Consider the following 26360-nt stretch of genomic DNA (forward strand, 5'->3'; position numbering starts at 1 on the left):
GCAAGCCGTAGTTGCCGACTTTAAGTGAATAGCAACAAGTTCATTGGCATTTCTTGAGCTCTCTAAGTCATTGATTTGCTATTCACAGGTTGCAAACGAACTTCTCGCGAAGCACTTAACAGCTAGCAGGAGATGGATTTTTTATCGCCGGATACGCCTAAGTCGAACGTAGCCATTAAATTTCTCGAGTCTTGTAACTGACTCCAAATGCGATCGGCTTCTTGATGCTTACCACTGAAAAAGATGACAGGAATACTTCTAGTTTCAGAGATATTTCGCAAGGTTTGTATGACCTGATAGCCTCGACTTCCAAGCCTCATGATATCCATATATATAAGATCTGGCTTTTCGGATTTTGCTTTATCAATGACTTCTTCGCCATCGTTTGCATAAACCAAAATATTATTTGCGCTTTCCAAGGCACATTTAAGATAAGAGTTTTCAATAGTAGATTCGTAACAGAGTAAAATTTTTCGTACAAGCATTATTTCGCCTTTTATTCCAGTCTTGTTGAATTAGCAGATCGGAAAATAAAATGTCTTGGCAATAAGTTTTTAACAATTAGCGAGATAAAAATAATATTTATCTAACTAATATATTAGTCTGCATCGCAAAAAAACAATACAGATTAACTTGTTGTAAAGTACTTAACGGGTCTTTCGCCCGGCCGAATTATGGATTCAAATCCTGGTCGTGACCATGAATTTGATTGATGACGCCCATGCTGACCGCGATAAACAAACCGAATACGATCACGATGGCATGAATAGAAAAGCCGACCTTTATCATCAGCGAGTAAGCGCCGAGCATCAACAGAATACTCAGGTTTTCATTGAAGTTCTGCACCGCGATGGAGTGCCCCGAGCCCATCAACAAATGCCCGCGGTGCTGGAGCAAGGCGTTCATCGGAATCAGAAAACTGCCGGCAAGAATACCGATTACGATCAGCAACACCGATGCAACCCGCCAGTCGCGCACCAGCACCATCGCCAGCACGACCACTCCCATCGCGATACCCAACGGCAAAACTTTTACGGCATGAGCGACCGGCACCCATTTGGCCGCAATCACCGAGCCGATCGCAAGACCGACCGCAACGACCGCGGTCAATTGCGTCGCCTGTTCCAAATCGAGTTCCAGCGAAGCAGCGGCCCAAGCGAGAATGATGAAACGCAAACTCGTGCCGGCCCCCCAAAACAGCGAGGTGACCCCGAGCGACACCTGACCGAGAGGATCTTTCCATAGCCGCCATAAGCTCTGCCAAAACTCCTTGACCAAAGTTGCCGGATTGCGATGCGTCAACGCATGCTCGATCGCTAGCTTGGGAATGTAGAAATTTAGAATTGCCGCGATCAGGTAAATACCCAGGACCGCCAAAATCGCGAATTCGGGCGCGGTGTCGATACCGCCGTTGAACGCCAGTCCGCCCAGTTGCTTTACGATGTGTTCATCAGCCCGATGGCCGATCAAGAGACCGCCAAAAATCGCGCCAAAAATAATCGCCGCGACGGTCAGGCCTTCCATCCAACCGTTTGCCCAGACCAGTCTTTCGACCGGCAGATATTCGGTCAGAATGCCGTATTTCGCCGGCGAATACAGCGCCGCGCCGAGGCCGACAAAGCCATAAGCGAGCAATGGATGCAAGCCGATCAACATCGCCAGGCAGCCGACGATTTTGATGCTGTTGCTGATAAACATGACCTGGCCTTTCGGCAAGGCATCCGCATAAGCGCCGACAAACGGGGCCAACAGAATGAATGCAAACACAAAGAATTGTTGCAGAACCGGGATTTGCCAGGCCGGCGCGTCCATCGCCTTGAGCAGAGCGATCGCCGCGAACAGCAGCGTATTATCGCCGAGCGAGGAAAAAAACTGTGCGGCGAGAATGATGTAGAAACCGCGCGCCATCGGATGCTCTATGCTTGCGGGGGTCGAAGCCACAATGGGATGGACCGGGGCAAAAGAATTTGAAGGTTTATGCATGTCGTCGATAACCTTCATTCATGCACATGCGTTTCGAGACGTTTATTCAACTCAAGCGCGGCATCTTCCATCTTGACCCAATGCACCAGCTCCAGACGGCCGTTGAAATGCTCAACGATCGCGGTGCAGCTTTCGACAAAATCGCCCGTATTGACATACAAAAACCCCTCCATCTCCTTGATTTCGGCATGATGAATGTGGCCGCAAATCACGCCGTCCAGGCCCTTGTCGCGCAAAGTGCTGACAATGCTTTTTTCGTACTCGGAAATGAATTGCACGATATTTTTAACCTTGAACTTCACAAACGCGGCCAGCGAGAAATGCGACTGAATTCCCAGCATACGCCGAATCAGCCGTAAAATACGATTGATCCACAATAGAAAGTCGTAACTCACGCTGCCCAGCCTGGCGATCCATTGATGGTATTGAGCGATCGTGTCGTATTCGTCGCCATGCACGACCAAAAACTGCTTACCCGCGTAGGTGGTATGCACATCCATGTTTTTGACTACAATATCGCCGAATATATAATTATTGTAATCCCTGACATTTTCGTCGTGGTTGCCGGGCACATAAATGATCTGCGTGCCGTGCCGTGCCTTTCGGAGCACTTTCTGGATCACCGTATTGTGATCGCGTGGCCAGTACATCTTCTTCGAAAGCGACCAGAAGTCGATGATGTCGCCAACCAGATAAAGCTTTTCGCTGTCGTTGTGCCTCAAAAAATCGAGCAGCACATCCGCCTGGCATTGCGTCGAGCCGAGGTGAAGATCTGAAATCCAGATGGTTCGGTAGGAGTTGATATCCATAAGCAATTTACTTTTCTCGTTATCGCATCGCAGACCCATGAGAAATTGCCGATATAAATCCGCCGAAAAAGCATCCTCAAAGGTTTACAGTCTGCGGGATGCTAACAGAGACAAATGAAAGTTATGTGACAGGAGGAAAAAGTTAACCCTCCGTCTGTTCAAATTAATAGGTTCGAAGCCGATGAAAGTTTCTCAAAAACTGGAATTTAAGCAGTTGTTGTGCTACAAGTTATCTAGCGGGTTGACCCGAACTGACGACGATTATCGGCAAAAATACGGAACCACCCGTGTTGGCGATCGTCAGCAGCGGATTACCGGAACAACCCGACAGCAACACCCTAAAGGGGCATGCTTTTTTGAACGTTAATGCAAGTTATCCGATCTAATGAATGGTATGAAGCCGTGTTTTAAAAATTTCAAATCGCGCATGCGCCTGAAAAAAATTTTCGGTCATGCGCTATTTCAATTCAGGTAGCAAATCATAAAAATGCCTTTTCTTATTGCATTGTGCTTGCTAGTCAATAGTGCATTTGCGGACAGCACCATCGAATTGCCGCCAAAAAGCCAGGTGTCGGCGACTTATTCGTTAAAGCTAACCGCAAAAGAAAAAAAATGGCTCATGCGCCATAAAAAAATTCGCGTCGCTTTCGACGACTCCCTGCCGCCTTTCAGTTTTGTTGACCAAAACGGGCGGTTCAGCGGCATCGCGGTCGACATTTTCAATGCGCTCGGTCAAAAACTCGCTATCCGCTTTAAACATCATCCGCGAAAATCCTGGAGCCGGATATACAGAGCCATTGCCGAACAGCGCGTGGATGTCGTGGCGACGATGGTTGATCGCCCGGAGCGCCGCTTATTGTTCAATTTTACCCATCCCTATCTGACCAAATCATTGACCATCGTCACGCGCGAGAATGACGCCTCGATAAATTCGCCCACCGATCTTGCCGGAAAAACCGTCGCCTATGTCAAAGGCTATCAATTTACGGAGAGCTTCAAAAAAATTCATCCCGCCATCAAACCCCATGTCGTGAAGTCGATGCTGGGATGCCTGCAATCGGTGCGCGTGAAAAAATCGGATGCCTGTATCACTTTTGTCGGCACCGCGAATTATATAAAAACAAAGCACAAATTAACCGGCATCAAATTGGCGGGCTTTTATGAACGCCACACTGCCGATGAAAGCATTGCGGTTCGTGGAGACTGGCCGATACTGGCCGGTATTTTGCAAAAAGGCCTGGATGCACTGAGCGAAGCCGAAATGAACGCGATATATCTTAAATGGTTGCCGCCGCCGGCGGCACCCGCTATCGAGGTTAAAAGAAACGTCGAGCCCTCCCTAACGGTAACTCTTCCCCCCAATGAAGAGAGCTTAGGGGAAACCCTAGTGCCGTTATTATTCATGATCGGATATATCGGGTTATGGAGTCTTCATGTCCGGCGCCATCGCCGGTATGCCGTGCCCGTAGCGCCGTCTAAAGATGAGCAAAACGCGCCTGCGCCCGCGCCTGAGCAAACCGTTCCGAAATTTCCGAGCGATTTTGAGCGGATGCTGCTAAAACGCGCAACCGAACTGCAAAACAACGATATCCGGTTCCGCAACCTGGTCGAAAATCAAAGCAAAAATTATTTTTTCTTCCAATGCGACAAGCAGAGCAAAATTACTTATGTCAGCCCTTCCGTCTCGGCAATGCTCGGCTATCGGCCCGAAACATTCATCACCGATTTCGAACGTTGTGTTACCGACAATCCGGAAAACCGAAGAATCAGCAGTTTGTTTGAACTCAGCCGCCAGGGCATACCTTGCCCGCCCTTTGCGCTTGAAGTGTATGACATCCAACAAGAACGGCGCTGGCTTGAAATCACCAGCGAGCCGGTTTATGACGAATTCGGAAATGTCATCGGCATCGACTGCCTGGTATTCGAAATTACCCGACGCAAACAAGAAGACGAACGACTGATCTGGCTTTCCTTTCACGACGAACTCACCGGCCTTGCCAACCGCCGTCTGTTCATCGAGCGATTGAAACAGTCCATCGCAATGTCGCACCGCAGCCGCATGCCTTTTGCCATACATTATCTTGACCTGGACGGCTTTAAATCGGTAAATGACAAAATGGGCCACGCCGCGGGCGACTTTGCGCTGAAGGAAGTTGCCAAAAAGCTCTCGGAGACCCTACGCGATACCGATACCGCCGCGCGTTTGGGTGGCGACGAATTTGCCTTGCTGCTGCCGGACAGCGACGAACAAGCTTCCGCGTCCGTCGCCAAAAAAATCGTCGAAATCCTCCATAAGCCAATCGCCTACGGTAACGAATCGATTCAATTCGGCGTAAGCATCGGCATCGCTCTCTACCCCCGCCACGGCACCGACTACGATGCTTTGCTGCACTATGCGGATGCCAGCATGTACCACGCCAAACAAAAACAACTGGGCTATTCGTTCGAAACGGAGAAGTGAGCGAATCGCTGCATTCACGGTACGCTTTTATTATTTCGATAACGCCCATCCCGCAAAAACATCGGAAGCGCCACAACGGCTATTGCCATCGCCGAGGGTCGGCGCGTTCATCAGGAGCGCAGCGATGATCGCCCTGCTGTCCCCTTCTTCGTCGGCATAATGAATCTTGCCATTATCGAGAGGAAACGGCCTTTCCAGTTAGCCTGTTCTTCGTTGCCTCCCCATGACGCATCGAAATGGCGCTTGCGGCAGACTCTTCGCGGAAAGCCTTGCCGCGGCGCGTAAGACAGGCACGCCACGCCGCGACAATGCCCCCACCGCCCACCGCGCATGGGCGATCACGGCTTATTTCACGTCAGGCGATCTGCAAAGCTTTCAGAACCGGCAACTGCTTTTCCGCGAAAATTTGCGCCTGCGCGGTCAGTTCGATGAGATTCTCTTCGACCTTATCAATGGCCTTGCCTTCCTTGATCAGTTTCTGACCCTGAGCCTCAAGGATCTGCCACACCGCCTGCGCCCACTCGGAAGGCTGTTTTTTGCCCTGGCTCAAAGCCAATAGGAAAAGTTGCTGGAAACGTCCCACGGACACACCGCCGCCAGTCACCGGACTGGCGAGGTAATTGACGTCGTTGCTGCTGCGCGCCTTGCCGAGCAGATGCGCATTGAGCCTGTCGGTGTGTTTTTTGGCCTTGGCCGTGACGGCCTCGTCCTGCACGGCAGCCAGATGACCGATACCGCTGAGCACCATCGCCGACTGAACGACCTGAGTGAAGACGATGCCTTGCGCTTTGACGGCCTGCTCGATGTGGCCGAGGGTCTTGGGCTTGTGATCGGCCAGGAGGTCGAGAATAGGCTTATACACCGCCTCATTCAGAGTGGCGTCGCCCAAAGCGCCGGTCACGGAAAGCGTCACGTCGGCTCGGTGCGTGGTCAGCATGACTTTATGGGCGCGCAAGGCCTCGGCCTGTTCCAGCGCCGAGAGCCTGCGCGCGCCCTTGATCCAATAATCGCGGCGGAATTGCTGATTTACGATGAAGTCCCGCACGCTCTCACGGAACATACTATCCGGAATTTCCTTCAAAAAAGCCTGCTGTTCGACGGTCAAATTCACGGCCTCGATATGATCGAGAGTATGGGCCGAGCAGGCAAACTGAACCTTGGCCGATTCCAGCCAACCGGCCATCGTGGAAAAGTGCATCGGATGCCAGTCGCGGTTGAAGTATTCATGCGCCAGATAGTGGCGATTCTGTCCCTTGATCTTTTTGACGCGCTCGGCGATCTGGGGATTGGCGCGGGAATAGGTCGGGTGGGTGGCGATCAGCTTCTCGGCGAAATCCAGGGCGCCATCGATGCGGCTGAGAATGCCGTGCCCCTCGGCGCCGATGATTTCGGCGTGTTCGGTCATCAAGTGGCGCATCGGCGCGAAAGCGGCCCAACCCGGCAGCGTGTTATAACTGATATAGAGCACGCCGCCGACTTTTAACTTACGCCGAATGAAGTCGACGATCACGGCGCGGTTTTCGTCGCTGATCCAGCTCCAGATGCCGTGCAGGCCGATATAATCGAATTCAGGCAAGTCGGAACGGCTGGCGAAATCCGCGAAAGCTTCATCATAGAGCTTGGCGCCGGAACCCGAGACGGTTGCCAGTTCTTGCGCGAAACCGGCCTGCGAGGGATTGAAGTCGGTGCCGTGCCATTGCGTGAGGGAAGCGGCGGCGTGGAGGTTGGCGCTGACGCCCTGCCCGAAGCCGAGTTCGCAGGCGTTTCCAACCTCGGGGCAAACCAAGCCATTGTGCAGGAATGCAAGCTTGACCCGCAACGGGTTCAACTCCGCGTAATAACCGTAGGTGTAGCCGATATCGGCCACGTAGCCGGAGGTCCAGTCTGTCATAATGTCTCCTCGATTCGTGGGCGCGAAAGGGGTACGCCTGTGCCCTTCTCGCGCCGCGGTCAAAATTTCGCCCATTCCGGAAGAGTGGGCGTTTGTCATTGGCTTTACTTTAAAAATAGTATGGGTGAGACAAACGCTAAAACGGTCTGCCTACCCGGAAATACTCAAAAAAAAACCCCGCCCCTCTGCAGGGACGGGGTTTTCCGGCATCGAAGCAACCCCGACGAGAAACCATCGGGGAGCCGCTCAGCTGATAACGCCTTAGACGATGACGATGCCGCCGGCGCCCAAATTGCTGTTTACGCCAACCAAGTCAACCACCGTGCCTTGCGCGGTGTTCTGGAAGACGATGGTGCCGTCATGGCTGGCCACGCCGTTCGCCAAAGCATCGCCCCAGGCACCGGATCCATCCGCATCATACAAGAAGGATACGGTATCCAGCGAGGTTGTCTTACCGGCCGCGACCGAGAGCGCCTGGGCCAGGCTAAGGTCCTTACCGATGTCCAGCCCGGCCAAAGTCGTGGCGTTCTGGAACGTCAGGGTTCCGTTTGCGTCGATCTGATAGTTCACATTGGCGATTCCTGATGCTACGAAACCAGCCGTCGCGGTTGCCAAGTTGGTGCTTGACAGATCGAGTTTGTCTTCAACGCCAGCATGGAAATTGAAGATCTTGTCGAAGCCCGCAAGCGTCGATTGGCCGTCGCCCACCACGATGGTATCCAGCCCGCCAGCTCCAGTTGCTAGGGAAATGATGTCCGCGCCGGCGCCGGCATTGATGATGTTGGTACCGGCGTTTGTCAGAACGATTGCATCGTTGCCGTTGGAGCCAATGACGGTCAGATTACCCGCGCCGTCGGACGTACCGTCAGCAGCGTAATCCAGGAAGACGCCCGCGGTTGCCTTGGACATATCGATCTTGGTCACGCCGCCCGCAGCGGCAGCACCTATCAACAGATAAGCATTGGCATTGTCGGCAGTCAAAACACCGCCGGCAAGTGTCGTTTGGCCCAAAGTCCCGACAGTAGCATCGAGAGCGACACGGCCGTCCAGCGTCGAGGAAGCCATCTGGATGGTGTTACCAATCCAGTGAATGCCCAGGTCATGGCCGGTGCCCACGGCAATATCGTTCTCGAAATCAAAAACGTTATCACCATTGGTATCGATACCGACGTGGGTCAGCATGCCGTTACCGGTCAGTACGTTGGTCGCCTTGGAGGCATCCAGACCAGTATTTTCGTTGATTTTCAACCATTCCAGATCGCCGGAGCCAATATTGACCGTGTTGTTGCCATCCTTGACCTGAACGTAGTCGCTGCCGGCGCCGGTGACGATGAGGTTGTCGCCGCGGTCGCCACTCACCAGGTCGTTGGACGAACCGGTGGTGATGGTGTCGTTCTGCGCGGTGCCGGTGATGGTGTTGAAACCGTTACCCGCCGTGATGGTCACGTTCTTGCCGGCGGAGCCCAGCGCATTGAAGATGGAACCGCCGTCATTGATCTTGACTACCGCATTGTCGCCCAGCGCGATGTCGGTCGCCTGGAAGAAACCGAGCACACCGGTCGCATCCAACGAGGTCATGTTGTTATTGGTCGCATTGCCGGTGATGGTGCCCAGATTGACATCGCCTTGGGCGGTCACCGTCAATGAAGCCAGGTTCTTCGCCCAGATGTTGTCGACCACGGTTGTCGTAGCCGATTTGGTGGCGCCGGCGGCGATGGCGAGTTCATCGGTGACCGCGATCGTCATCGACTTCGCGGCTTGCGCGGTCAACTGGCCAAGGGTATAGGAAGTAGCACCTTTCTCGGCGTGGGTTTTGTTGTCCAGACCCACGGCCTTGCTGTTGATGTTGACAGTCAGGTTGTCGGCGCTGGTATTCAGCGTCACACCGTTGAAGACCTGAGCAAAAGTGCCGATTTGAGTGGCGGGATCATTGTCTTCGTTGCTGCCGGCAAAGTTCAGCGTCGAAACGGCGGAAGTGCCGTTCGCGGTGATGATGCTGGTCTTGACGATGGCGCCGGCGCCCAGCTTGTACTGGTCGTTCGGGCCGTTCGCGCCATCAACCGCCGAGTCGGACAGCAGGTTCAGCGTGGTCAAACCGGTCTTGGACAGATCCATCGCCACATTGGCCGTAGCCGCCGTTTGGAAGGTTTCAATGCCGGAGAAGGAAGGCTGGCCGGTCAAGTCCTTGCTGAAGATCGCGGTCACGACATCGGCGCCGCCTGCATCGGTAATGGTTTCGTTACCGGTCAGCAGGTTAAGGGATCCCGCGTCACGAGCCGCGTTTGCGAACAGCAGCGCGTCGTTGCCGGTACCCAGCTTGACGGTTTGCGAAGTGGCCGCAGCCGGCGCAACTTGCAGAAACAGGTCGCTCTTTTGCTTGGAGGCGTCAACGGTTGTGGCCAGCAAAGGATCACTGCCGTCGGCATAGTTGACCTTGTAGAAATTGCCTTTGGTGCCGCCGTTCAGGGTGACGGTGCCGGTGTGATCGACCGCGTTGGTCAAGGTTACGACGTTGGACTCGCTATCGTTGTCGTTGATCGTGACGTTTTCGACCGTTCCGTTGGCGGCGCCGCCGATCGTCTTGTCCATGGCCGTGGTGGTCAGGGTGTAGTCATATTGCGTCGTGGTATTCAGGTCGTTGACCACGGTCAAGGCAACGGTGTCGTTGGTGCCGGTCGCATCGGCCAAACGCAGCCACACTTGATCGTTATTTCCGTAGTCGGCGGCGTGATGCAGCACGACATTACCGCTGCTGGCCAAGGCCGCGGAGATGTTTTCGACGATGAAATGGTCGTCATCGCCCACGCCATTGTTCGATTCGTTACGTATCTGAATGTCGGTCACCGCGTTATCGGTGAAGGCATTCATGTTGGCAATCACCGTATCGATATTACCTGAAAACTGGGTGCGCATCTCGAGGTGCTGAATGCCGGTAATTTGGGCAAGGCTGCCTTGGTCGGCAATGCTGCCGGTATCGGTAATTGCCGAGCCGTCATCGTTCCACAGCTGAATGTTGGCGCCATAGAGCTTCAGGGTGTTGCTGCCGCCGCCGCCATTCAGCACATCGGCGCCGAAATTCTTGCTGGCCGCCAGGTCCGAGGAGGTCCAGAAGGTGTCGTTACCCGCGCCGGAGGCCACTTTGGTGTAAAACTTCTGTCCGGAGTTGGCAGGGTCGTTGTGGCCGCCGACCGCATTGGTGATGTCGATGCTCAGATCGCCGTTAAAGCCGGTGGCATCGATGAAGCGCAAACCATCGCTGCTCGGATTGCTGACGCCGTTGCCCGCATTGAACTGAACGCCTTCAACGTGGCCATCGATAACCAGATCCTGGGTATCCACCAGCGACAGGCTTTTGCTGTTACCGGTGATCGTGAGGTCCTTCATTTGCGGACCTGTCAGGTGTCCCAACGCATTGGAATTGCCATTGCTGACCAGGTTCAGGTGTTCGAAACCTTCGTTCCCGCCATGGTTTCCAATATAAATACCGCCGCGCGCCATATTGACGTTGGTCACCGTCAAGGTTCCCTTGTCGTCAAGACCCTTGAGGACGCCATTTTGATAGTCGAAATCGGCCGTGGTGTTGTCAACCACGTTATTGGATACCGCCAGGTTAGCCACGCTAGAGCCGATGTTGTCATACTCGACATGATCGATGTTACCTATCGCATCGATGGTCAGCGTCTTCAACGCGGCATCGGCGAAACGTAAATCGATGGAATCAACAGCCCGATTTAAGAAAACGCTGTTATCGCCAAGGAACTTCGTATGGATGGTTTCAATACCCGTCAACGTCGGATTGATGGTAGTGCCGCCGTTGTCGTTAACGTTGCCGACCGTTGCGTTCAAGGTCGGATTGGTACCCGCGCCGGTCAGTTCGTCTTCGTTTTGCAGCGCGTTGATGCGGTCGTTACCGCCTGGAGTGTATACCAGGCCCGCGGTGAATACGTTGGCAGTCGCTATATCGGTGTCGTTGGTGAGGATATAGGAAGCTCCGGTTTGAGTAATCCCTTGCGCCGCCGCGATAAGATTATCATGAATGTCGGTTTTTAATACTTTCTTTTCATCTTTCGAAACTTTGTTGTCGCCATTGTCATCTCCCAAATATGACGGGCTTTTGTAAAGTTTATTCAATTGATTCTTATAAGCTGCGCTGTTCTGAAGCCATGTTGCGACCTGATCGTCGGTCTTATGGCTTTTATCGTACAATCTAATGATTTGTTTGTTAATCGCAGCTACTTGATTAGCTGACAGTGTAAACCCGTACCCCTTAAGAGTGTCGAGCATTGCCTGTGCTTTTTGTGTGGTACTAAGTGCCATAATTTACTCCGTATAGTTACAATAATCTCTGTTTGGAAACAGTTTAAAAGATGAGCAATGCCACGCCCCAATTCAATAGACGACCGACTGACTTGGCTTTCTTTTGCTTCATGCGCTAAATAAATCTCTCCTTTATTTACGCCTAAAGTATAGTGACATTCAAGCAACTTTGTCTAGTTTTTTGGACGATTTGTTACCTCATTATTCAGATGCTTTTGCATGCATTTGTTTTATCGATATTTTTTTACAAATCCCCTGAGTGGGCACGAATGATCGCACGCACCGCCATCCCCTGATCGGGATCACTTTTTGCTTCATTGCTGCCAGGGACGGTGGTTTCAGCCTGCCAGTCGCCACTAATGCCAAATTAATCAACAACTTTAATTCGAGCCTTAGGGTTATTGATTTTTCACACAAAAACGCCAAGTTATAAACAGACCAACACGCCTTCGCGGACTTGATGTCTGTCTCAAAACAACCACAACGTTATTTTGTTGCCTCCAGTCAATAACATGTCACTTTTAGCCAAAACACCACCACAACATAAATCAAGCAAAATATGTACCAACCTAATATGGCACAATCCTCATGATATGCAATACCCGCTGAACAATAGCTGAATGCCGCCAAAGCTTACTCCATCAATCCCGCCCCGCACTGCTTGCCTGTTCAATTTTAGTGCAAAAAAATCCGCTTGCACCAAATCGGCAGACACTAACCAACCCCCTCTGGACAAAACCCTCGGCCGCCCATAACCGAGATTTCGGCAATCCATACCGCTCCTGTCAATTAGCATGGCGACAGAGAAAACTCACCTCGCTTAACGGCAAGCGAGCTTTAAAAAACTTAAAATATGAATGCCATCATAAAGATAGCCACTCAATTGATGCTTATTTGTTTAAATTTCCGTTTGATTGATCAGAGATTCGGCTTTGGCGCATGATTCGCCGACGTTGAATCGGCACTTGCGGGACCGAGCCAATCATTGACCTCACGCAAGTTTTCTTCGACGAGAGAGCCAATGGCCAACAAAAAGCGGACACGATTTTTGATATAGCTGTACTTGGATTGCGCAAGGTCTCTTTTGGCGATAAATTCGTTCTGTTGCGCCTTAAGAAGATCGCTCACCGTAACGACGCCGTAATACAGACCACGCTCCATCGCTTCGCTCGATTTGCCCGCCGACTCGAGCGCTTTTTGCGCGGCCCTGATGCGCCGGGCGTTGGCATTGGTGCTGAGAAAGGCGTCGCTGGTTTCCTTGATCAGACCGCGCAAGGTGATTTCATTATCGTATTGACTTAACTGTAATTTGCTTTTGGCTTCATACATTTGGTTTGTCGTGACCCCGCCCGAAAACAATGGCACATTGACGTTGATAGCCGCAACCTGGGTTTGCACATCCGCGCCCAGCTTGATGCTATTGTATCCAGTGTTGGTGTCGTAATAATTCAGCTGCAAATCCACGACGGGCAGATATTTGGATTTTTGCACGGCCACGTTATTTTCCGCCGCTTCGATCGCAATTCTTTTGGCGGAAAGCGCGGGGTTCTGGCTCTGCGCCATATCTATCCATTGCTGCAATTCGCCTTCGAGCTCTTTATACTCGATTTTTTCACTCAGCTTTTGTAAGGCTGATGGTAACACACCGGTCAATTCCCGCAAACCTTGCTGACTCGTCACCAGATCGCTTTCCGCCTTTATTTCGTCGGCGGCGACTTGATCCAGACGCGCTTCCACGGCATACACGTCGGTTATTTTCAACAATTGCTTGGCAAACTGTTTCTGTACCTGCACCAACTGTTGCCGGGTTGTTTCTTTTTCAGCACGCGTAAATTCCAATTGATCGCCCGCTTCGAGTACGCTGAAATAACGGTCAACCACATTAAAAATTAATTCATTCCGGACTTCGATCTCCTCCGCGGCGTATTGATCTTCCACTTTGGACGCGCGCCGCCATTCCCAGAATTTGGCAAAGTCAACCAGTGTCTGACTGAGCGAGACATAGTAACGCGTACCTACATAGGAACTATTTCTGGCTTCTGGGCCGTTATCCGTTCTTTGGCCATTTTTCGACCAGTTGCCGGACGCGGTGATTTGCGGCAGCATTAAGCCAAGGGCCTGGCCTTTTTGCGCCGCGCCGACATCCAATTTCGCTACCGCGGACTTGAGCCGCGGGTCGGCCTCAAGGGCCTGGTAATAAACGGTCAACAAATCATCCGCCCATGCCATCTGGACGCACGAGCAAAACACAAACGTCAACAGAACGTTAAATTTATACATGTAGCGTCTAATCTTCAATAAGCGCGCGCGCGAATGCATTGGTTGCGGGCTGCGCCAAATATTCAAACAAGGTTCTTTCGCCGGTCTTGATCAATACTTCCGCGGGCATGCCCGGGACCAATTGTAATTCGCCGAGATCCTTTTGACTCTCGGGAGTCAGTTCGATGCGGGCTTGATAGTAAGGCTGCCCGTTTTGCTCATCGACAAAACGGTCAGCCGACAACTGAATAACCTTGCCGTTCATTTTTGGCGTTTGCGACTGTTTGAATGCGCTAAACCGCACTTCGGCTTGCAAGCCCACCGTGACACGATCGATGTCGTTAGGAGACACCCGCGCCTCGATGATTAATTCGGCGTCTTTTGGAACGATGTCGAGTATTGCGTGACCGGGAGCTATAACGCCATTCTGGGTATGCACCGACAGGCCCATCACCATGCCGCTGGCCGGCGCCTTGATAATGATACGGTTAAGCTTGTCCTGATATGCGGACATACGCTCGGTTACTTCGTTTAGTTGGGCCTGCGCCTCGCTGAGCTTGCCGGCGACTTCCTCTTGAAACTTCTTTTCTATCTGCAAAATTTGCAAGCGTGTTTCGCTGATCAACATCTGGTTTGTGGCGATTTCGGCATTAATCTGAGCAATTTCGCCGCTTTGAATGGCATGGTTGCGCTCCATGTCGCGCAAGCGTTGCTTGTCGGCGAAGCCTTCAGCCAACAATTCCTTTAAATCATGGATTTCTTCGCCGTATGAGTCGACCAGTATTTTCTTGCTCTCGACCTGGCTTTGCAAGCCTCTAATTTTACTGGATATTTGACTTACCCTTTCCTTTAGCACCGCCATTTCGCCGTCATGGGTCGTAATCCTGGAGTGGAAAACATTGTTTTCGGCCTGTTTAGCCTCCGTTATTCTTGGGTCACTTGCATCATTCAGCGCTTCCGGATAGACAACTTGTTTGAGATGATCCTTCTCCGCACGCAATCGCGCAACCTGCGCGGACAAGACGATGAATTGACTGCGCGCGCTTTCCAATTGGGCTTTTATTTGCGTATCATCCAGTATCAATAAGGCATCGCCTTCGCTGACCAGGTCGCCGTCCTTGGCCAAAATTTTGGCGACAATGCCGCCATCGAGATGCTGAACGGTTTTTCTGTGCGATTTTACGACGACGACGCCTGGCGCCAATGCCGAACTATCTATTGGCGCCAAAAATGCCCAGGCGCCAAAAATACCGAATGTCAGCACCACGATTACAGCACCAATCCTGCGAACAGACCGATCATTGGTCTGCAAATCCGAGGACGCAGTTTTTATTGGGGTGATTTCTGTCATATTTGGTTTATCTGGAGGTTTAGGCAACTGGCGCGATGACCTGTTGCTGTTTTTGCTGTTGCTGCAAATATTCAATGACTTGAACTCTCGGCCCATAAACAACCAGCACGCCGTCATTCAAGATCAACAGTTTGTCAACTTTGGTCAACACATTGTTCCGGTGCGTGACGATGATTACGGTCGTTTGTTTTTGTTTGAGGTGCAGCAAAGCGTTTTCGAGCGCGCTTTCGCCCTGTTCGTCGAGATTGGAGTTCGGTTCGTCGAGAACGACCAGAACCGGATTGCCATACAAGGCCCGCGCCAAACCGATTCTTTGCCGCTGACCTCCCGAAAGATTCCCGCCCGTCGCCCCAATGACAGTGTCGTAGCCTTCGGGGAATCGTAAAATCAACTCATGTACATCGGCCATTTTTGCGGCTTCGACGACTTTTTCCGGATCAATTTCACCGAAACGGGCTATGTTTTCGCTAATGGTCCCTTCAAATAACTCAACATCCTGCGGCAAGTAGCCAATGAAACCGCCGAGATGCTCGCGGTCCCAGTTGAAGACTTCCGCGCCATCCAGACGAATCGCTCCGTTAACGGTTGGCCAAATACCCAGTATTGCCCGCGCCAACGTTGATTTACCGGCGCCGCTGGGCCCAATTACTCCGACAATGTCGCCTTTTTCTATCACCAGATTGAGTCCCTTGATAACGGGGGTCTTGCTACCGGGGGGGGTGACGATGGCGTTTTCGAGCTGAATGCGGCCCTCTGGATCAGGCAATTGCATGTGCTCTTTTTCGTCGGGTATCTGCTGCAGAATTTCATTAAGCCGCTGGTATTGTCCTCGGGCGCTAATAAAGCCCTTCCAGGAGCCAATCATCAAATCAATAGGAGCCAATGCCCTGCCCATCAGGATGGAACCGGCAATCATCAGCCCCCCTGAAATTTCGCGCTCGATCGTCAAATAGGCGCCTAATCCCAAAATCAGCGATTGCGAGGAAAGGCGAATGACTTTGGAAAGGGCGGTTAATAACCCGGCACGAGAACTAGCGACTGCTTGTAAATCCAGGACTTTTAAGGAGCCTTCCATCCAGCGTCGGCGTAAATTACCCAACATGCCCATCGATTCGATTACTTCGGCATTACGCAAATTTTTGCTCAATAATCCCCGCGTGGCGATGGCGATATCGTTGGCTTCACTCAGTGTTTTGGTCGTGGCCTTTTCGGTCGCCACCGCAACCAGACTCAATAAAATTGCGGTAAAAATCGAAAACCAACCAAACCAGGGATGAAATAAAAACAGCAATGCCAAATATACCGGCATCCAAGGCGCGTCGAAAAAAGCAAACAATCCGCTCCCGGTGAGAAATTGACGCAAGCCGGTAAGATCATCGAGCGCCTGTGTCGTCGCCTGCCGCCCGCCTGAAAATAAGGCTTGCTTAAATGCAACCCTGAACAGGCGCACATTCAGCAGCACTTCCAATCGCGTGCTGACTCTGACCAAAATTTGTGACCGCACCCATTCCAAGGACGCCATCGTGATGAATAACACTAATATGATCAATGTCAACATCAGCAGCGTTGTTGTATTGCCGGTCGTAACCACGCGGTCATACACTTGCAGCATATAGATCGACGGCGCGATCATTAAAAAATTGATCAACAAGCTGAAACCCGCCGCGGACAGAAACGCACCCTTACAAAGCATCAGTGCCTTTTCCAGATCAGTCTTGATAGTATTCATGCGCAGGCAGTGTCGATTGCAAATAAAACCATATATTATCTCATAAATTGTGTATTTTTAATATGCGATAAGCCAAGGGTTTATTCACTCATGCCATCAATGTGGCTTTGACAGTAAGTCAGGATAAGTCCAGAGAACTTTAGTTCAAGCAATTTTTGTGCCGCCATTAAGTTTATCATCGATGGACGCGCAAAAAGCCACAGACCCAACAAAGTAATTGCTTTATTCCTGGATATTACCCGCTTAACTCCAGTAAGTGTTGGGAAATGCTTGGGGGATAACAACAGTTTGGGGGGTGTAAACCCCCACCACACATCCAATTGCCGGCGTATCACTCAGCCGGTAGAACCTTGTCAATCGATTTGGCGATTGATTGAGCCTGGCGACTTCCATCCTCTTCTGCCGCGGGTTTGCGTTTAAGGACATACTTGCCGCCCTGGGGCATTATTCGACTTTCTCGACCTCGAACACGGTGCCGTTTACCGAAACAACCCGGACTTTTGATTGAATGGAGCAATCGGGGCCGTGAACTTTCCAAATCGAGTCGTCCACTTTGATCTTGCCCTGCCCGTTTTCGATCGGCTCATGGAGATTGAAAACCCGGCCGATGTATTGCGCGCCGCGTTTGTTCAAGAGCGGGCGATCGGTTTCTATCGGGTGGACTTTAACATAAAACCGCCAGGCCGCGATGGCAGCGATCGATAACACCGAAAACTCGAAGATTTGAAAGTTTTCAGGCGTCGCCGGAAACAGCAGGACCAGACAACCGGTCACAAAGCCCGCCGCTGACATCCACAAGAAAAAGAAGCCCGGCACGACCAATTCGATCACCAATAGGATCAGCGCCAATATCCACCAGTACCAGAATACAAAAACCATTTCGCTCATCGCTTTTTCCTCATGTTCCTTTGGCATTTTTGCCGATCGCTTCCCTGGCCAGCTCACTGATCCCGCCTAATGCGCCGATCACGCTCGAGGCTTCTAGTGGCATGAAAATCAGCTTGCCGTTTTCGGCGGAAGCAATTTTTTGCAATGCGTCGATGTATTTTTGCGCGACGAAATAATTGACCGCTTGAATATCGCCCTTGCCGATCGCCTCGGATACCATCAGGGTCGCCCTGGCTTCGGCCTGCGCCAAGCGCTCGCGCGCATCGGCATCCCGGTAAGCCGCTTCCTTGCGGCCTTCCGCTTCCAGAATGGCAGCCTGTTGAGCGCCTTCGGCGCGCAAAATTTCGGATTGCCTGAGACCTTCCGCTTCCAGAATCGATGCGCGTTTCAGGCGTTCCGCCTTCATTTGCCGCCCCATCGCTTCGACCAAATCCTTCGGCGGCGCGATGTCCTTGATTTCGATGCGGGTGGCTTTGATGCCCCAAGGGGTCGTGGCGTCGTCGACCACTGTCAGCAAACGCGCATTGATATCGTCGCGCCGGGACAAGAGCTCATCCAGGTCCATCGAGCCCATCACCGTCCGGATATTGGTCATCACCAGGTTCAAAATCGCCCAATCCAGGTTGCTGACTTCATAGGCGGCCTTGGCTGCGTCCATGACCTGGTAAAACACCACGCCATCCACGGTCACCATCGCATTGTCCTTGGTAATCACTTCCTGCGATGGCACGTCCATCACCTGTTCCATCATGACCATTCTACGGCCAACCCGATCGACTAACGGAATAATGATATTTAATCCCGGAGTCAGCGTATTGGTATATCGGCCAAACCGTTCGATCGTATATTCCATGCCTTGAGGAACCGATTTGACGGCAAGAAATACACCTAGTACTGCTAAAACCAATAACGCTAATACAAAAATCCCAAAACCACCCATGAGGCCTCCTCAATTGCTAGGTAAAAAACTCATGTAAAGAATAGACTACCGACCGATACGAACCTATCTGTCTTTAGTTAAAAACTCAGCAAGTCTTTGTCCCTATACCCCTAAATCTTTACACATAAACACAGATATTCCTTATTAATCAATAGCGTACAAAGAACATCAACATCTTTGATTTTATTGGAATCTTTTGACTTCCGCATAAAGATGCCTTATACCATAAGAAACCGCCGACTCTCCATCATAAACTTTATTCACCGCCGCGCCGGGAACGAGCGTTTATGGGAATCCAATCCACTCTCATTGAATCATTGGCTCTGCGCAAGGATTAATATCGCCTCTGGATAATGGTATAGTATAAGGTTACAAACGGCCGGTTCCGCCTCTTCCGTTGCGCCCGGCTTTGAGCAATTTTTCAGGAAATTCAACATGGTATTTTATTCTTTCCACATGGCGGCATTTACGGTTCTTTTCTTCATCATTGGCATGATCAAACCGAAATGGATACTCTTTTTTTTGAAGGAACCAACCCGCTTTATGGTCCTGATGATCACGCCGATTTTGATCATGATTACCGTCACCATGTACGGCGAAGGACTCAAACGAGAAAAAGAAGAGAAGGCGCTAAAGGAAAGCCCTGCGAAAATCGCGGAACCCGCCCCGGTGCCTGTCCCAACTCCCGCTACGGATACTGCGCCAAGCGTTCCGGCACCCAGCAAATAGTAAAACCCCATTATGGGGGAGACTTATTCCGCCTCCATAATGGAATGTTCGAAATAGCATGTGGCGCGTACCCTACCAGGCTAATCATGATAGAATCGGATGTTTTAATTGAAGGAAACGCATGATCCGTGCCTTTTCCGAGCCCGCCGCGCAAGATCAGTCGTTGCCCGGTTGCATGCCGACGGGACTGATTCTGACTCGCCCCGCTGTTTTGAAACGTATGCCATGCGAGTGATCAGAGGCTTATCCCATCTAGAGCCGCTCGATCGGGGCTGCGTGCTGACCATCGGAAATTTTGACGGCCTGCATTTGGGCCATCGCGCGGTGATCGAGAAACTGGCAGAGAAAGGCCGGGCGACAGGCCTGCCAGTCGCGGTGATGATTTTCGAGCCACAGCCTTTGGAGTATTTTCTCGGCGATAACGCGCCCTCGCGGCTGATGCGCCTCCGGGAAAAAGTGATCGATTTTGCCGAGCTTCCGGTCGATTATTTGCTGGTCGCGCGTTTCAACAGGCAGTTTGCGAATCTGGACGCCGAAGATTTCATCGATGACATTCTGATCAAGAAATTGAACGTCAGGCATCTGGTGATCGGCGATGATTTTCATTTCGGCAAGGCCCGGCGCGGCAACTTCGCGATGCTACAGGAAAAAGGCCGGCAATGGGGTTTTTCGGTCGAGGACACCGGCTCATTGCATGTCGATGGCCTCCGGGTCAGCAGCACATTGATTCGGGATGCGTTGACGACCGGCAACCTTAAGCAGGCGGAACAATTGCTGGGCCACAGCTATTCGGTCTGCGGCCGTATCGTGCATGGCGAAAAACGCGGGAGAGCGCTCGGCTTTCCGACCGCGAACATCAAATTGCACAGAAAGAATACTCCCTTACAGGGCGTTTTCGCGGTCACGATGACCGGGCTCGGCGCGAAAGCCATTCAGGGCATCGCGAACGTCGGTACGCGGCCGACCGTTGACGGCGGTTCGAAAGTGATCCTCGAAACGCATTTGTTCAATTTTAACCAAGAAATTTACGGGCGTTATGTGGAAGTGCATTTCAAGCACAAAATTCGCGATGAAATGCGTTTCCATTCCCTCGAAAAACTGAAGGCCCAGATCGAGAAAGATGTGGCCGCAACTCAAAAGATTTTTGCCGATTCGAAAGCTTATGACTATGGATTATAAAAAAACGCTCAATTTACCGACGACCGCTTTCCCGATGAAAGCGAACCTGGCGCAGCGCGAGCCGGAACGGTTAAAGATCTGGAACGAGTCCAAGCTGTATCACAAAATCCGCGAAGCGGCGGCCGGGCGCCCGAAATTCGTGCTGCATGACGGTCCTCCATATGCAAACGGCGAAATCCATATCGGCCACGCGGTCAACAAAGTATTAAAGGATATCATCGTCAAATCGAAGACGCTGGCCGGTTTCGATGCGCCTTATGTGCCGGGCTGGGATTGCCACGGCTTGCCGATCGAACTGATGGTCGAAAAGAAAATCGGCAAAGCCGGCGTCAAGGTATCGTCCGCCGCGTTCCGCAAGGCCTGCCGCGAGTATGCCGGCAAGCAGGTCGCGCTGCAAAAAGAGGCCTTTGTCCGGCTCGGCATTCTCGGCGACTGGGACAATCCTTATCTGACGATGGATTTTGCGTTTGAAGCGGACATCGTGCGCTCGCTCGGCAAGATCGTCGCGAAAGGCCATATCGCGCATGGAGCCAAACCGGTGCACTGGTGCACCGATTGCGGCTCCGCGCTGGCCGAAGCGGAAGTCGAATACGAAGACAAGCACTCGCCGGCGATCGACGTGCGTTTTGAAGTGGTCGATCCGGCCGCTTTCCTGGCCAATTGCCACCATGTCAGCGAAGGCGAAGGCCCGCTGTCGGTGGTGATCTGGACCACCACACCGTGGACCTTGCCTGCAAACCAGGGCGTCGCCTTGAATCCCGAACTCGATTACGCGGTCGTGCAATGCGAAAAAGACGGCGTCAAGGAACGGCTGGTCGTCGCCGAAGCGTTGCTGAAGGATGCGATGTCGCGCTACGACATCGACAATCCGCAGGTGATCGCCTACTGCAAGGGCGCCGCGCTCGAACATCAGCTACTGCAACACCCTTTCTACAAACGGCAAGTGCCGATCATCCTCGGCGATCATGTCACGACCGATGCAGGTACCGGCGCCGTACATACCGCACCCGGCCATGGTCAGGAGGACTATACTGCAGGACTAAAATACGGGCTGCCGGTCGATAATCCGGTTGGCGGCGACGGCGTGTTTTTACCGAATACCGAACTGTTCGCCGGCGAACATGTGTTCAAGGCAAACACACACGTGCTGGAAGTGCTGGAGGCGAAAGGCAAGCTCTTGCATCACCATGCTATTCAGCATAGCTATCCGCATTGCTGGCGGCATAAAACGCCGATTATTTTCCGCGCAACGCCTCAATGGTTCATCTCGATGGAGAAGAACCGGCTGCGCGAGACCGCTTTAACCGAAGTCAAACGCGTCACCTGGATTCCGGACTGGGGCCAGGCGCGCATCGAAAGCATGTTGAACGGACGTCCCGACTGGTGTATTTCCCGGCAGCGCACCTGGGGAGTTCCAATCACGTTCTTCATTCACAAAGGAAGCGGCGAACTGCACCCGCGCACGATCGAACTGATCGAGCAAATCGCCAAACGAATCGAGGTGCGCGGCATCGATGCCTGGTTCGATCTTGATCCCGCCGAATTGTTGGGAGACGACGCCGCGTTTTACGACAAGATCAACGATACGCTCGATGTCTGGTTCGACTCCGGCGTGACCCATTCCTGCGTGCTAGACCGCCGCGAGCAATTGACCTTCCCGGCCGACCTGTATCTGGAAGGCTCGGATCAGCATCGCGGCTGGTTCCAGTCATCCCTGCTGACGTCGATCGCGATGAACGATGTCGCACCTTACAAATCGGTGTTGACGCACGGTTTTACGGTTGATGCGGACGGCAAGAAAATGTCCAAATCGAAAGGCAATGTGATTGCGCCGCAATCGGTGATGAAAGGCCTCGGTGCGGACATTTTGCGCTTGTGGGTTGCCTCGGCCGATTACCGCGGCGAAATGACCGTGTCGGATGAAATTTTGAACCGGGCCGCCGACGGCTATCGCCGCCTCAGAAATACCGCGCGCTTTTTGCTGTCGAATCTGAACGACTTCGACCCGGCGCAGCATTTAGTCGAAACCGGTAAGCTGCTTGCCCTGGACCGCTGGATCATGGACCGCGCCTGGCAGTTGCAGGAAGAGATCAAGGCGGCTTATGAAAGCTATCAATTCCAGTCGATTTATCAGAAAGTGCATCACTTTTGCGTGATCGACCTCGGCGGCTTTTATCTGGATGTGGTCAAGGACCGTCAATACACCGCAAAAACCGACGGTCTGGCCCGGCGTTCCGCGCAAACCGCGATGTATCACATACTCGAAGCCCTGGTCCGCTGGCTGGCGCCCATCGTCAGCTATACCGCCGATGAAATATGGCGCTTTATGCCGGGCCAACGCAGCGAATCGGTTTTCCTCGAAACCTGGTATTCGGGGTTGACTCAACTGGGCGCCGATGCTGCGATTAATCGCGACACATGGCAAACAGTGGTGGCCGTGCGCACTGTCGTCAGCAAGGAACTCGAAAAAAGCCGCGCGAAAGGCGACATCGGCGCCTCATTAAATGCGGAGGTCGAACTGTATTGCAGCGACGGCTATTTCGACGCATTGAACCTGCTGGCCGGCGAACTGCACTTTGTGCTGATCACCTCCGGGGCCTCGGTGATCGCCGAACAATTCTGCCCGGACGATGCGGCTTTAACCGACATTCCAGGCGTTCGCGTCAAGGTGATCGTCTCTGAACAGCCAAAATGCGTGCGCTGCTGGCATCAGCGTTATGATGTCGGCGAACATGCGGATCATCCCGAATTGTGCGGACGCTGCGTCGAAAACGTTGCCGGCGACGGCGAAAACCGTCAATTTGCGTGATCATGCCGATGTTGAAATGGCTTTGGTTAACCCTGTTCGCGGTGCTGCTCGATCAGGGCAGCAAATTGGCGATCGACGCCTCGATGCGTTTGTACGAATCGATTCCGGTCATGCCGTATTTCAATCTGACTTATGTGCATAATACCGGCGCGGCGTTCAGCTTTTTGAGCGAGGCTGGCGGCTGGCAGCGCTGGTTTTTTTCTGGTCTTGCGCTGGCAATCAGCATCGGCATCACGATCTGGCTTGCCAAACTGCAAAAGCATGAGAATCTACTCGCGGCCGCATTGGCTTTGATTCTAGGCGGTGCGTTCGGCAATCTGATCGATCGGGTGGCTTACGGCTATGTAATCGATTTTATCGATGTGTATTACTTGAACAAGCACTTTCCTGCTTTCAATATCGCCGACTCGGCGATCAATCTGGGCGTGTTTCTGATGCTGGCCGAATCGTTCGGCTGGTTTGGCGCGGCAAAAAAAGAATAAGTCAATATCCTTGTCTTAAACAATGAGTGACTCTGGAGGGAATGACTCAGTCAATATCACTGTCTTGACCTCCAATATATTCGACTTTGACTTTTGCCAACCCGCGAATTCCTATTTTTCTTGCAGCAGCCATCGATAAATCGATCAGCCTGCCCTGCTTAAAAGGGCCTCTGTCATTGACCAGAACGTTAACCGAACGGCCATTATGAAGATTCGTCACTCTGACTTTGCAAGGTAATGGCAAGGTTTTATGTGCAGCGGTCAGGTTTTGTGGCCTAAACCGCGCCCCAATGGCTGTCCGATTCCCTGATTCCGAACCGTACCAGGACGCCGTACCAAATTCTTTATAGCCCGCGGCAGAGGTCATTGGATAATAAGTGCGCCCTCTAACCCGATAAGGCCGATTATAGGCGGCTTTGTGTCTGTAATTTTCAGCGTGCTGGACTTTGGGTCTCGGTTGATACAATGCTGGCGATACGGCTTGCTTGGTGGCACACCCGTTAAACAAAACCGCACTTAACACGATGCATGATAGAGCCGTCTTCTTTTGAAAAATCTGAGAATAAGTGAACACTGATATAGCTCGGCAACAAAGCATTAAAAACCTTCTGCAATATAAAACATAAGTCTTATTATTTGCTTAAATATCAAGAGTGAGTACCGGAGATATTTACTAGCAAAGCCGCATAAGTTATGGAATTGCACTGATGAGTTGAACCCAAGTGATTCAATAGCTTCTCGACTTGAAAAAACATTCGCGGACTGTTTGAGCGTTGCCCTGGATCATTACAATGAGTAACAGCGCAAGCATAAAGATTACGATCGGCGTATCTCCCCCTATCCGCGCATAAGGCGTCAGACCGGCCATAGGTAATATCATGCCGGTCAATGTCGTCGTGGAGAATAACGGCGCCTGATTCACTACCTGCCCTTCAGGCGATATAATTGCGGTCACACCGGTATTGGTCGAACGCAACAGATAACGCCCTGTTTCCAATGCCCGCATGCGCGCTATCTGCAAATGCTGATGCGGTTCGATTGAGTTGCCAAACCAAGCGTCATTGGTCGCATTGACCAAATATGCCGCCTCCGGCAATCCTCGTAGTGCATTCTCGGTAAACGCATCTTCATAGCAGATTGAGGTAATGAAGCGGTAGCCGCCCGCACTCAACAAAGGTTGGTCCGGACTGCCCGGCGTAAAACTGCTGAGGCGCAAGTTGAAATGCGCCAATATCCAGCCTGATACGGGCTGCCACGGCATGTATTCGCCAAAAGGCAGTAAATGAACCTTCCGGTACATCTCTTCTTCTCTGCCCAGCGTGATGGCCGAATTGTATTTTTCCCCTTCCGCATTGCCAAAGGACGGCACGCTGATAATCAAATCGGTTTGATGTGCTTTTGCGATCCTACTTAACGGCGCCAGAAAAGAATCGTACACATCGGATAAATAAGCCGGCACCGATGATTCCGGCCAGACGATGATTTTAGAATCCCAATGTGCTTGGGTCATTTGTATGTATTGCAGGATCGTGCGGCCCCGAGTTTCCGGCAACCATTTTTTATCCTGCGAGATATTGCCTTGAATCAGGGTTGTTTTGATCGGATCGCCAATCGGCTGCGTCCACGCAACCGTTCTTGAAAAGGCGCCAGCAATCCATATGCTTACTACGCAGACCAAAAGCCATTGAGATGATTTGGGTTTAATCAATAGCCTGATCAACATAGCCGCCGATAGCGCTGCGAGCAATCCCGTGCCGTAGCCGCCAACTAAAGGAATATATCCCGCAAGCGGAGTATCCAGTTGCGAGTAAGCCGTTTGCAGCCAGGGAAACCCTTTCAGCACAATGCGGCCGCGAAGATATTCAACCAAGCCCCATAGTAATGGAAATAAAATCAAACGTTTGTATTGTTTATACGATAACGCTGTCGCCAGATAAACGGCAATCGCAGGAAACAGAGCCCAAAAGCCGACAAACAGGCTTGTAATAAGTAGCGAACCGAACAGCCCGCCGCCACCATAGTCATGCACACTAACATACACCCAGGAAACGCCCAAGCCGAATTGGCCAAGGCCAAAACAATACCCTCTGAGGGCCGCGCGTTTTGGGCATAAAGATAAACTCGTCAAAAAAAGACAGGCGAGTGCGGGAAATACGGCATAGGATATATTGAATGGCGCGAACGCCAGGGTATAGACGACTCCGGAAACAATCGATATAACATCCCAAAGGATGCTATCGTAGGATTTTAGATTTTTCCGATAAAGCCTCAAGACAGGAAATTCGAGCAATAAGATGAAAACAACAACTGAAGTTAATATCTTATTCTATCGCAAACCCGTTTAAAATTCAGAGAAACATAGATTGGAGAATTACTTTAAATACATAGGCGTCTGACAATATTCGGGACAAAAAAAAAACCCAAGCTGCTAGGCTTGGGTTTTGTATTAAGAGCTTGGCGATTCCCTACTTTCGCATGGCAACCTGCCACACTATCATCGGCGCTAAGCGGTTTCACTTCCGAGTTCGGGATG

17 protein-coding genes are annotated in these 26360 nt (G+C 51.8%); 5 read left to right on the forward strand and 12 right to left on the reverse strand.

Annotated features, from left to right (window positions below; all coding sequences use genetic code 11):
* Window positions 1-122: 122 nt before the first annotated feature.
* The 3 genes from U2W12_RS04605 to U2W12_RS04615 form a co-directional block, all read right to left on the reverse strand.
* A complete protein-coding gene (locus tag U2W12_RS04605) occupies window positions 123-485 on the reverse strand; it encodes a response regulator (protein ID WP_326499493.1) in 363 nt (120 codons plus the stop codon).
* 187 nt (window positions 486-672) lie between these two features.
* On the reverse strand, window positions 673-1941 hold the full coding sequence (lplT, locus tag U2W12_RS04610; RefSeq protein ID WP_326499494.1) for a lysophospholipid transporter LplT: 1269 nt from the start codon (window positions 1939-1941) through the stop codon (window positions 673-675).
* 56 nt (window positions 1942-1997) lie between these two features.
* A complete protein-coding gene (locus U2W12_RS04615) occupies window positions 1998-2792 on the reverse strand; it encodes a UDP-2,3-diacylglucosamine diphosphatase (RefSeq protein ID WP_326499495.1) in 795 nt (264 codons plus the stop codon).
* 487 nt (window positions 2793-3279) lie between these two features.
* Here U2W12_RS04615 and U2W12_RS04620 point away from each other — a divergent pair, with 487 nt between their 5' ends.
* On the forward strand, window positions 3280-5253 hold the full coding sequence (locus U2W12_RS04620) for a diguanylate cyclase (protein ID WP_326499496.1): 1974 nt from the start codon (window positions 3280-3282) through the stop codon (window positions 5251-5253).
* 355 nt (window positions 5254-5608) lie between these two features.
* On the opposite strand, the gene U2W12_RS04625 is transcribed toward U2W12_RS04620, so the two are convergent.
* The 7 genes from U2W12_RS04625 to U2W12_RS04655 all read right to left on the reverse strand — a co-directional run bounded on the left by U2W12_RS04625 (window position 5609) and on the right by U2W12_RS04655 (window position 18628).
* Entirely contained in the window at window positions 5609-7144 is a 1536-nt protein-coding gene (locus U2W12_RS04625; RefSeq protein WP_326499497.1) for a class I SAM-dependent methyltransferase, read from the reverse strand.
* 261 nt (window positions 7145-7405) lie between these two features.
* Window positions 7406-11461 carry a hypothetical protein gene (locus U2W12_RS04630; protein ID WP_326499498.1) on the reverse strand — a complete coding sequence of 1352 codons (4056 nt, stop codon included), beginning with the start codon at window positions 11459-11461 and terminating at the stop codon, window positions 7406-7408.
* Between the two features lie 918 nt (window positions 11462-12379).
* Window positions 12380-13741, reverse strand: a complete 1362-nt coding sequence (locus tag U2W12_RS04635; protein WP_326499499.1) for a TolC family outer membrane protein — start codon at window positions 13739-13741, stop codon at window positions 12380-12382.
* Between the two features lie 7 nt (window positions 13742-13748).
* Complete coding sequence (locus tag U2W12_RS04640; RefSeq protein WP_326499500.1) at window positions 13749-15071, reverse strand: HlyD family type I secretion periplasmic adaptor subunit; 1323 nt, start codon at window positions 15069-15071, stop codon at window positions 13749-13751.
* A 19-nt stretch (window positions 15072-15090) separates the two neighbouring features.
* Window positions 15091-16800: a type I secretion system permease/ATPase gene (locus U2W12_RS04645; RefSeq protein WP_326499501.1), complete on the reverse strand. Its 1710-nt coding sequence runs from the start codon at window positions 16798-16800 to the stop codon at window positions 15091-15093.
* Between the two features lie 444 nt (window positions 16801-17244).
* The gene (locus U2W12_RS04650) at window positions 17245-17688 is read right to left on the reverse strand and encodes an NfeD family protein (RefSeq protein WP_326499502.1); all 444 of its coding nucleotides are present in this window, start codon (window positions 17686-17688) and stop codon (window positions 17245-17247) included.
* A 10-nt stretch (window positions 17689-17698) separates the two neighbouring features.
* Window positions 17699-18628 carry an SPFH domain-containing protein gene (locus tag U2W12_RS04655; RefSeq protein ID WP_326499503.1) on the reverse strand — a complete coding sequence of 310 codons (930 nt, stop codon included), beginning with the start codon at window positions 18626-18628 and terminating at the stop codon, window positions 17699-17701.
* A gap of 456 nt (window positions 18629-19084) precedes the next feature.
* Here U2W12_RS04655 and U2W12_RS04660 point away from each other — a divergent pair, with 456 nt between their 5' ends.
* From U2W12_RS04660 to lspA, 4 genes are all read left to right on the forward strand, one after another.
* A complete protein-coding gene (locus U2W12_RS04660) occupies window positions 19085-19357 on the forward strand; it encodes a hypothetical protein (RefSeq protein ID WP_326499504.1) in 273 nt (90 codons plus the stop codon).
* Window positions 19358-19582: 225 nt separating this feature from the next.
* Window positions 19583-20536 carry a bifunctional riboflavin kinase/FAD synthetase gene (gene ribF / locus U2W12_RS04665; RefSeq protein WP_326499505.1) on the forward strand — a complete coding sequence of 318 codons (954 nt, stop codon included), beginning with the start codon at window positions 19583-19585 and terminating at the stop codon, window positions 20534-20536.
* Complete coding sequence (ileS, locus tag U2W12_RS04670; protein WP_326499506.1) at window positions 20520-23345, forward strand: isoleucine--tRNA ligase; 2826 nt, start codon at window positions 20520-20522, stop codon at window positions 23343-23345. The genes ribF and ileS overlap by 17 nt, the downstream gene beginning before the upstream one ends.
* A gap of 8 nt (window positions 23346-23353) precedes the next feature.
* Complete coding sequence (gene lspA, locus U2W12_RS04675) at window positions 23354-23827, forward strand: signal peptidase II (protein WP_326499508.1); 474 nt, start codon at window positions 23354-23356, stop codon at window positions 23825-23827.
* A 46-nt stretch (window positions 23828-23873) separates the two neighbouring features.
* Here the strand turns inward: lspA and U2W12_RS04680 are convergent, their stop codons facing one another.
* Both U2W12_RS04680 and lnt read right to left on the reverse strand, forming a co-directional pair.
* Entirely contained in the window at window positions 23874-24407 is a 534-nt protein-coding gene (locus U2W12_RS04680; RefSeq protein WP_326499509.1) for a septal ring lytic transglycosylase RlpA family protein, read from the reverse strand.
* A gap of 147 nt (window positions 24408-24554) precedes the next feature.
* A complete protein-coding gene (gene lnt / locus U2W12_RS04685) occupies window positions 24555-26117 on the reverse strand; it encodes an apolipoprotein N-acyltransferase (protein ID WP_326499507.1) in 1563 nt (520 codons plus the stop codon).
* Window positions 26118-26360: the final 243 nt, after the last annotated feature.

The sequence above is a fragment of the Methylomicrobium sp. Wu6 genome, from assembly GCF_035916875.1.
Lineage (GTDB): Bacteria > Pseudomonadota > Gammaproteobacteria > Methylococcales > Methylomonadaceae > Methylomicrobium.

What these genes read in the sequence shown, in the direction of transcription:
- U2W12_RS04605 (WP_326499493.1), bottom strand. Translation starts at nt 485, where the DNA reads ATGCTTGTACGAAAAATTTTACTCTGTTACGAATCTACTATTGAAAAC.
- U2W12_RS04615 (WP_326499495.1), bottom strand. Translation starts at nt 2,792, where the DNA reads ATGGATATCAACTCCTACCGAACCATCTGGATTTCAGATCTTCACCTC.
- U2W12_RS04620 (WP_326499496.1), top strand. Translation starts at nt 3,280, where the DNA reads ATGCCTTTTCTTATTGCATTGTGCTTGCTAGTCAATAGTGCATTTGCG.
- U2W12_RS04625 (WP_326499497.1), bottom strand. Translation starts at nt 7,144, where the DNA reads ATGACAGACTGGACCTCCGGCTACGTGGCCGATATCGGCTACACCTAC.
- U2W12_RS04630 (WP_326499498.1), bottom strand. Translation starts at nt 11,461, where the DNA reads ATGGCACTTAGTACCACACAAAAAGCACAGGCAATGCTCGACACTCTT.
- U2W12_RS04635 (WP_326499499.1), bottom strand. Translation starts at nt 13,741, where the DNA reads ATGTATAAATTTAACGTTCTGTTGACGTTTGTGTTTTGCTCGTGCGTC.
- U2W12_RS04640 (WP_326499500.1), bottom strand. Translation starts at nt 15,071, where the DNA reads ATGACAGAAATCACCCCAATAAAAACTGCGTCCTCGGATTTGCAGACC.
- U2W12_RS04645 (WP_326499501.1), bottom strand. Translation starts at nt 16,800, where the DNA reads ATGAATACTATCAAGACTGATCTGGAAAAGGCACTGATGCTTTGTAAG.
- U2W12_RS04650 (WP_326499502.1), bottom strand. Translation starts at nt 17,688, where the DNA reads ATGAGCGAAATGGTTTTTGTATTCTGGTACTGGTGGATATTGGCGCTG.
- U2W12_RS04655 (WP_326499503.1), bottom strand. Translation starts at nt 18,628, where the DNA reads ATGGGTGGTTTTGGGATTTTTGTATTAGCGTTATTGGTTTTAGCAGTA.
- U2W12_RS04660 (WP_326499504.1), top strand. Translation starts at nt 19,085, where the DNA reads ATGGCGGCATTTACGGTTCTTTTCTTCATCATTGGCATGATCAAACCG.
- ribF (WP_326499505.1), top strand. Translation starts at nt 19,583, where the DNA reads ATGCGAGTGATCAGAGGCTTATCCCATCTAGAGCCGCTCGATCGGGGC.
- ileS (WP_326499506.1), top strand. Translation starts at nt 20,520, where the DNA reads ATGACTATGGATTATAAAAAAACGCTCAATTTACCGACGACCGCTTTC.
- lspA (WP_326499508.1), top strand. Translation starts at nt 23,354, where the DNA reads ATGTTGAAATGGCTTTGGTTAACCCTGTTCGCGGTGCTGCTCGATCAG.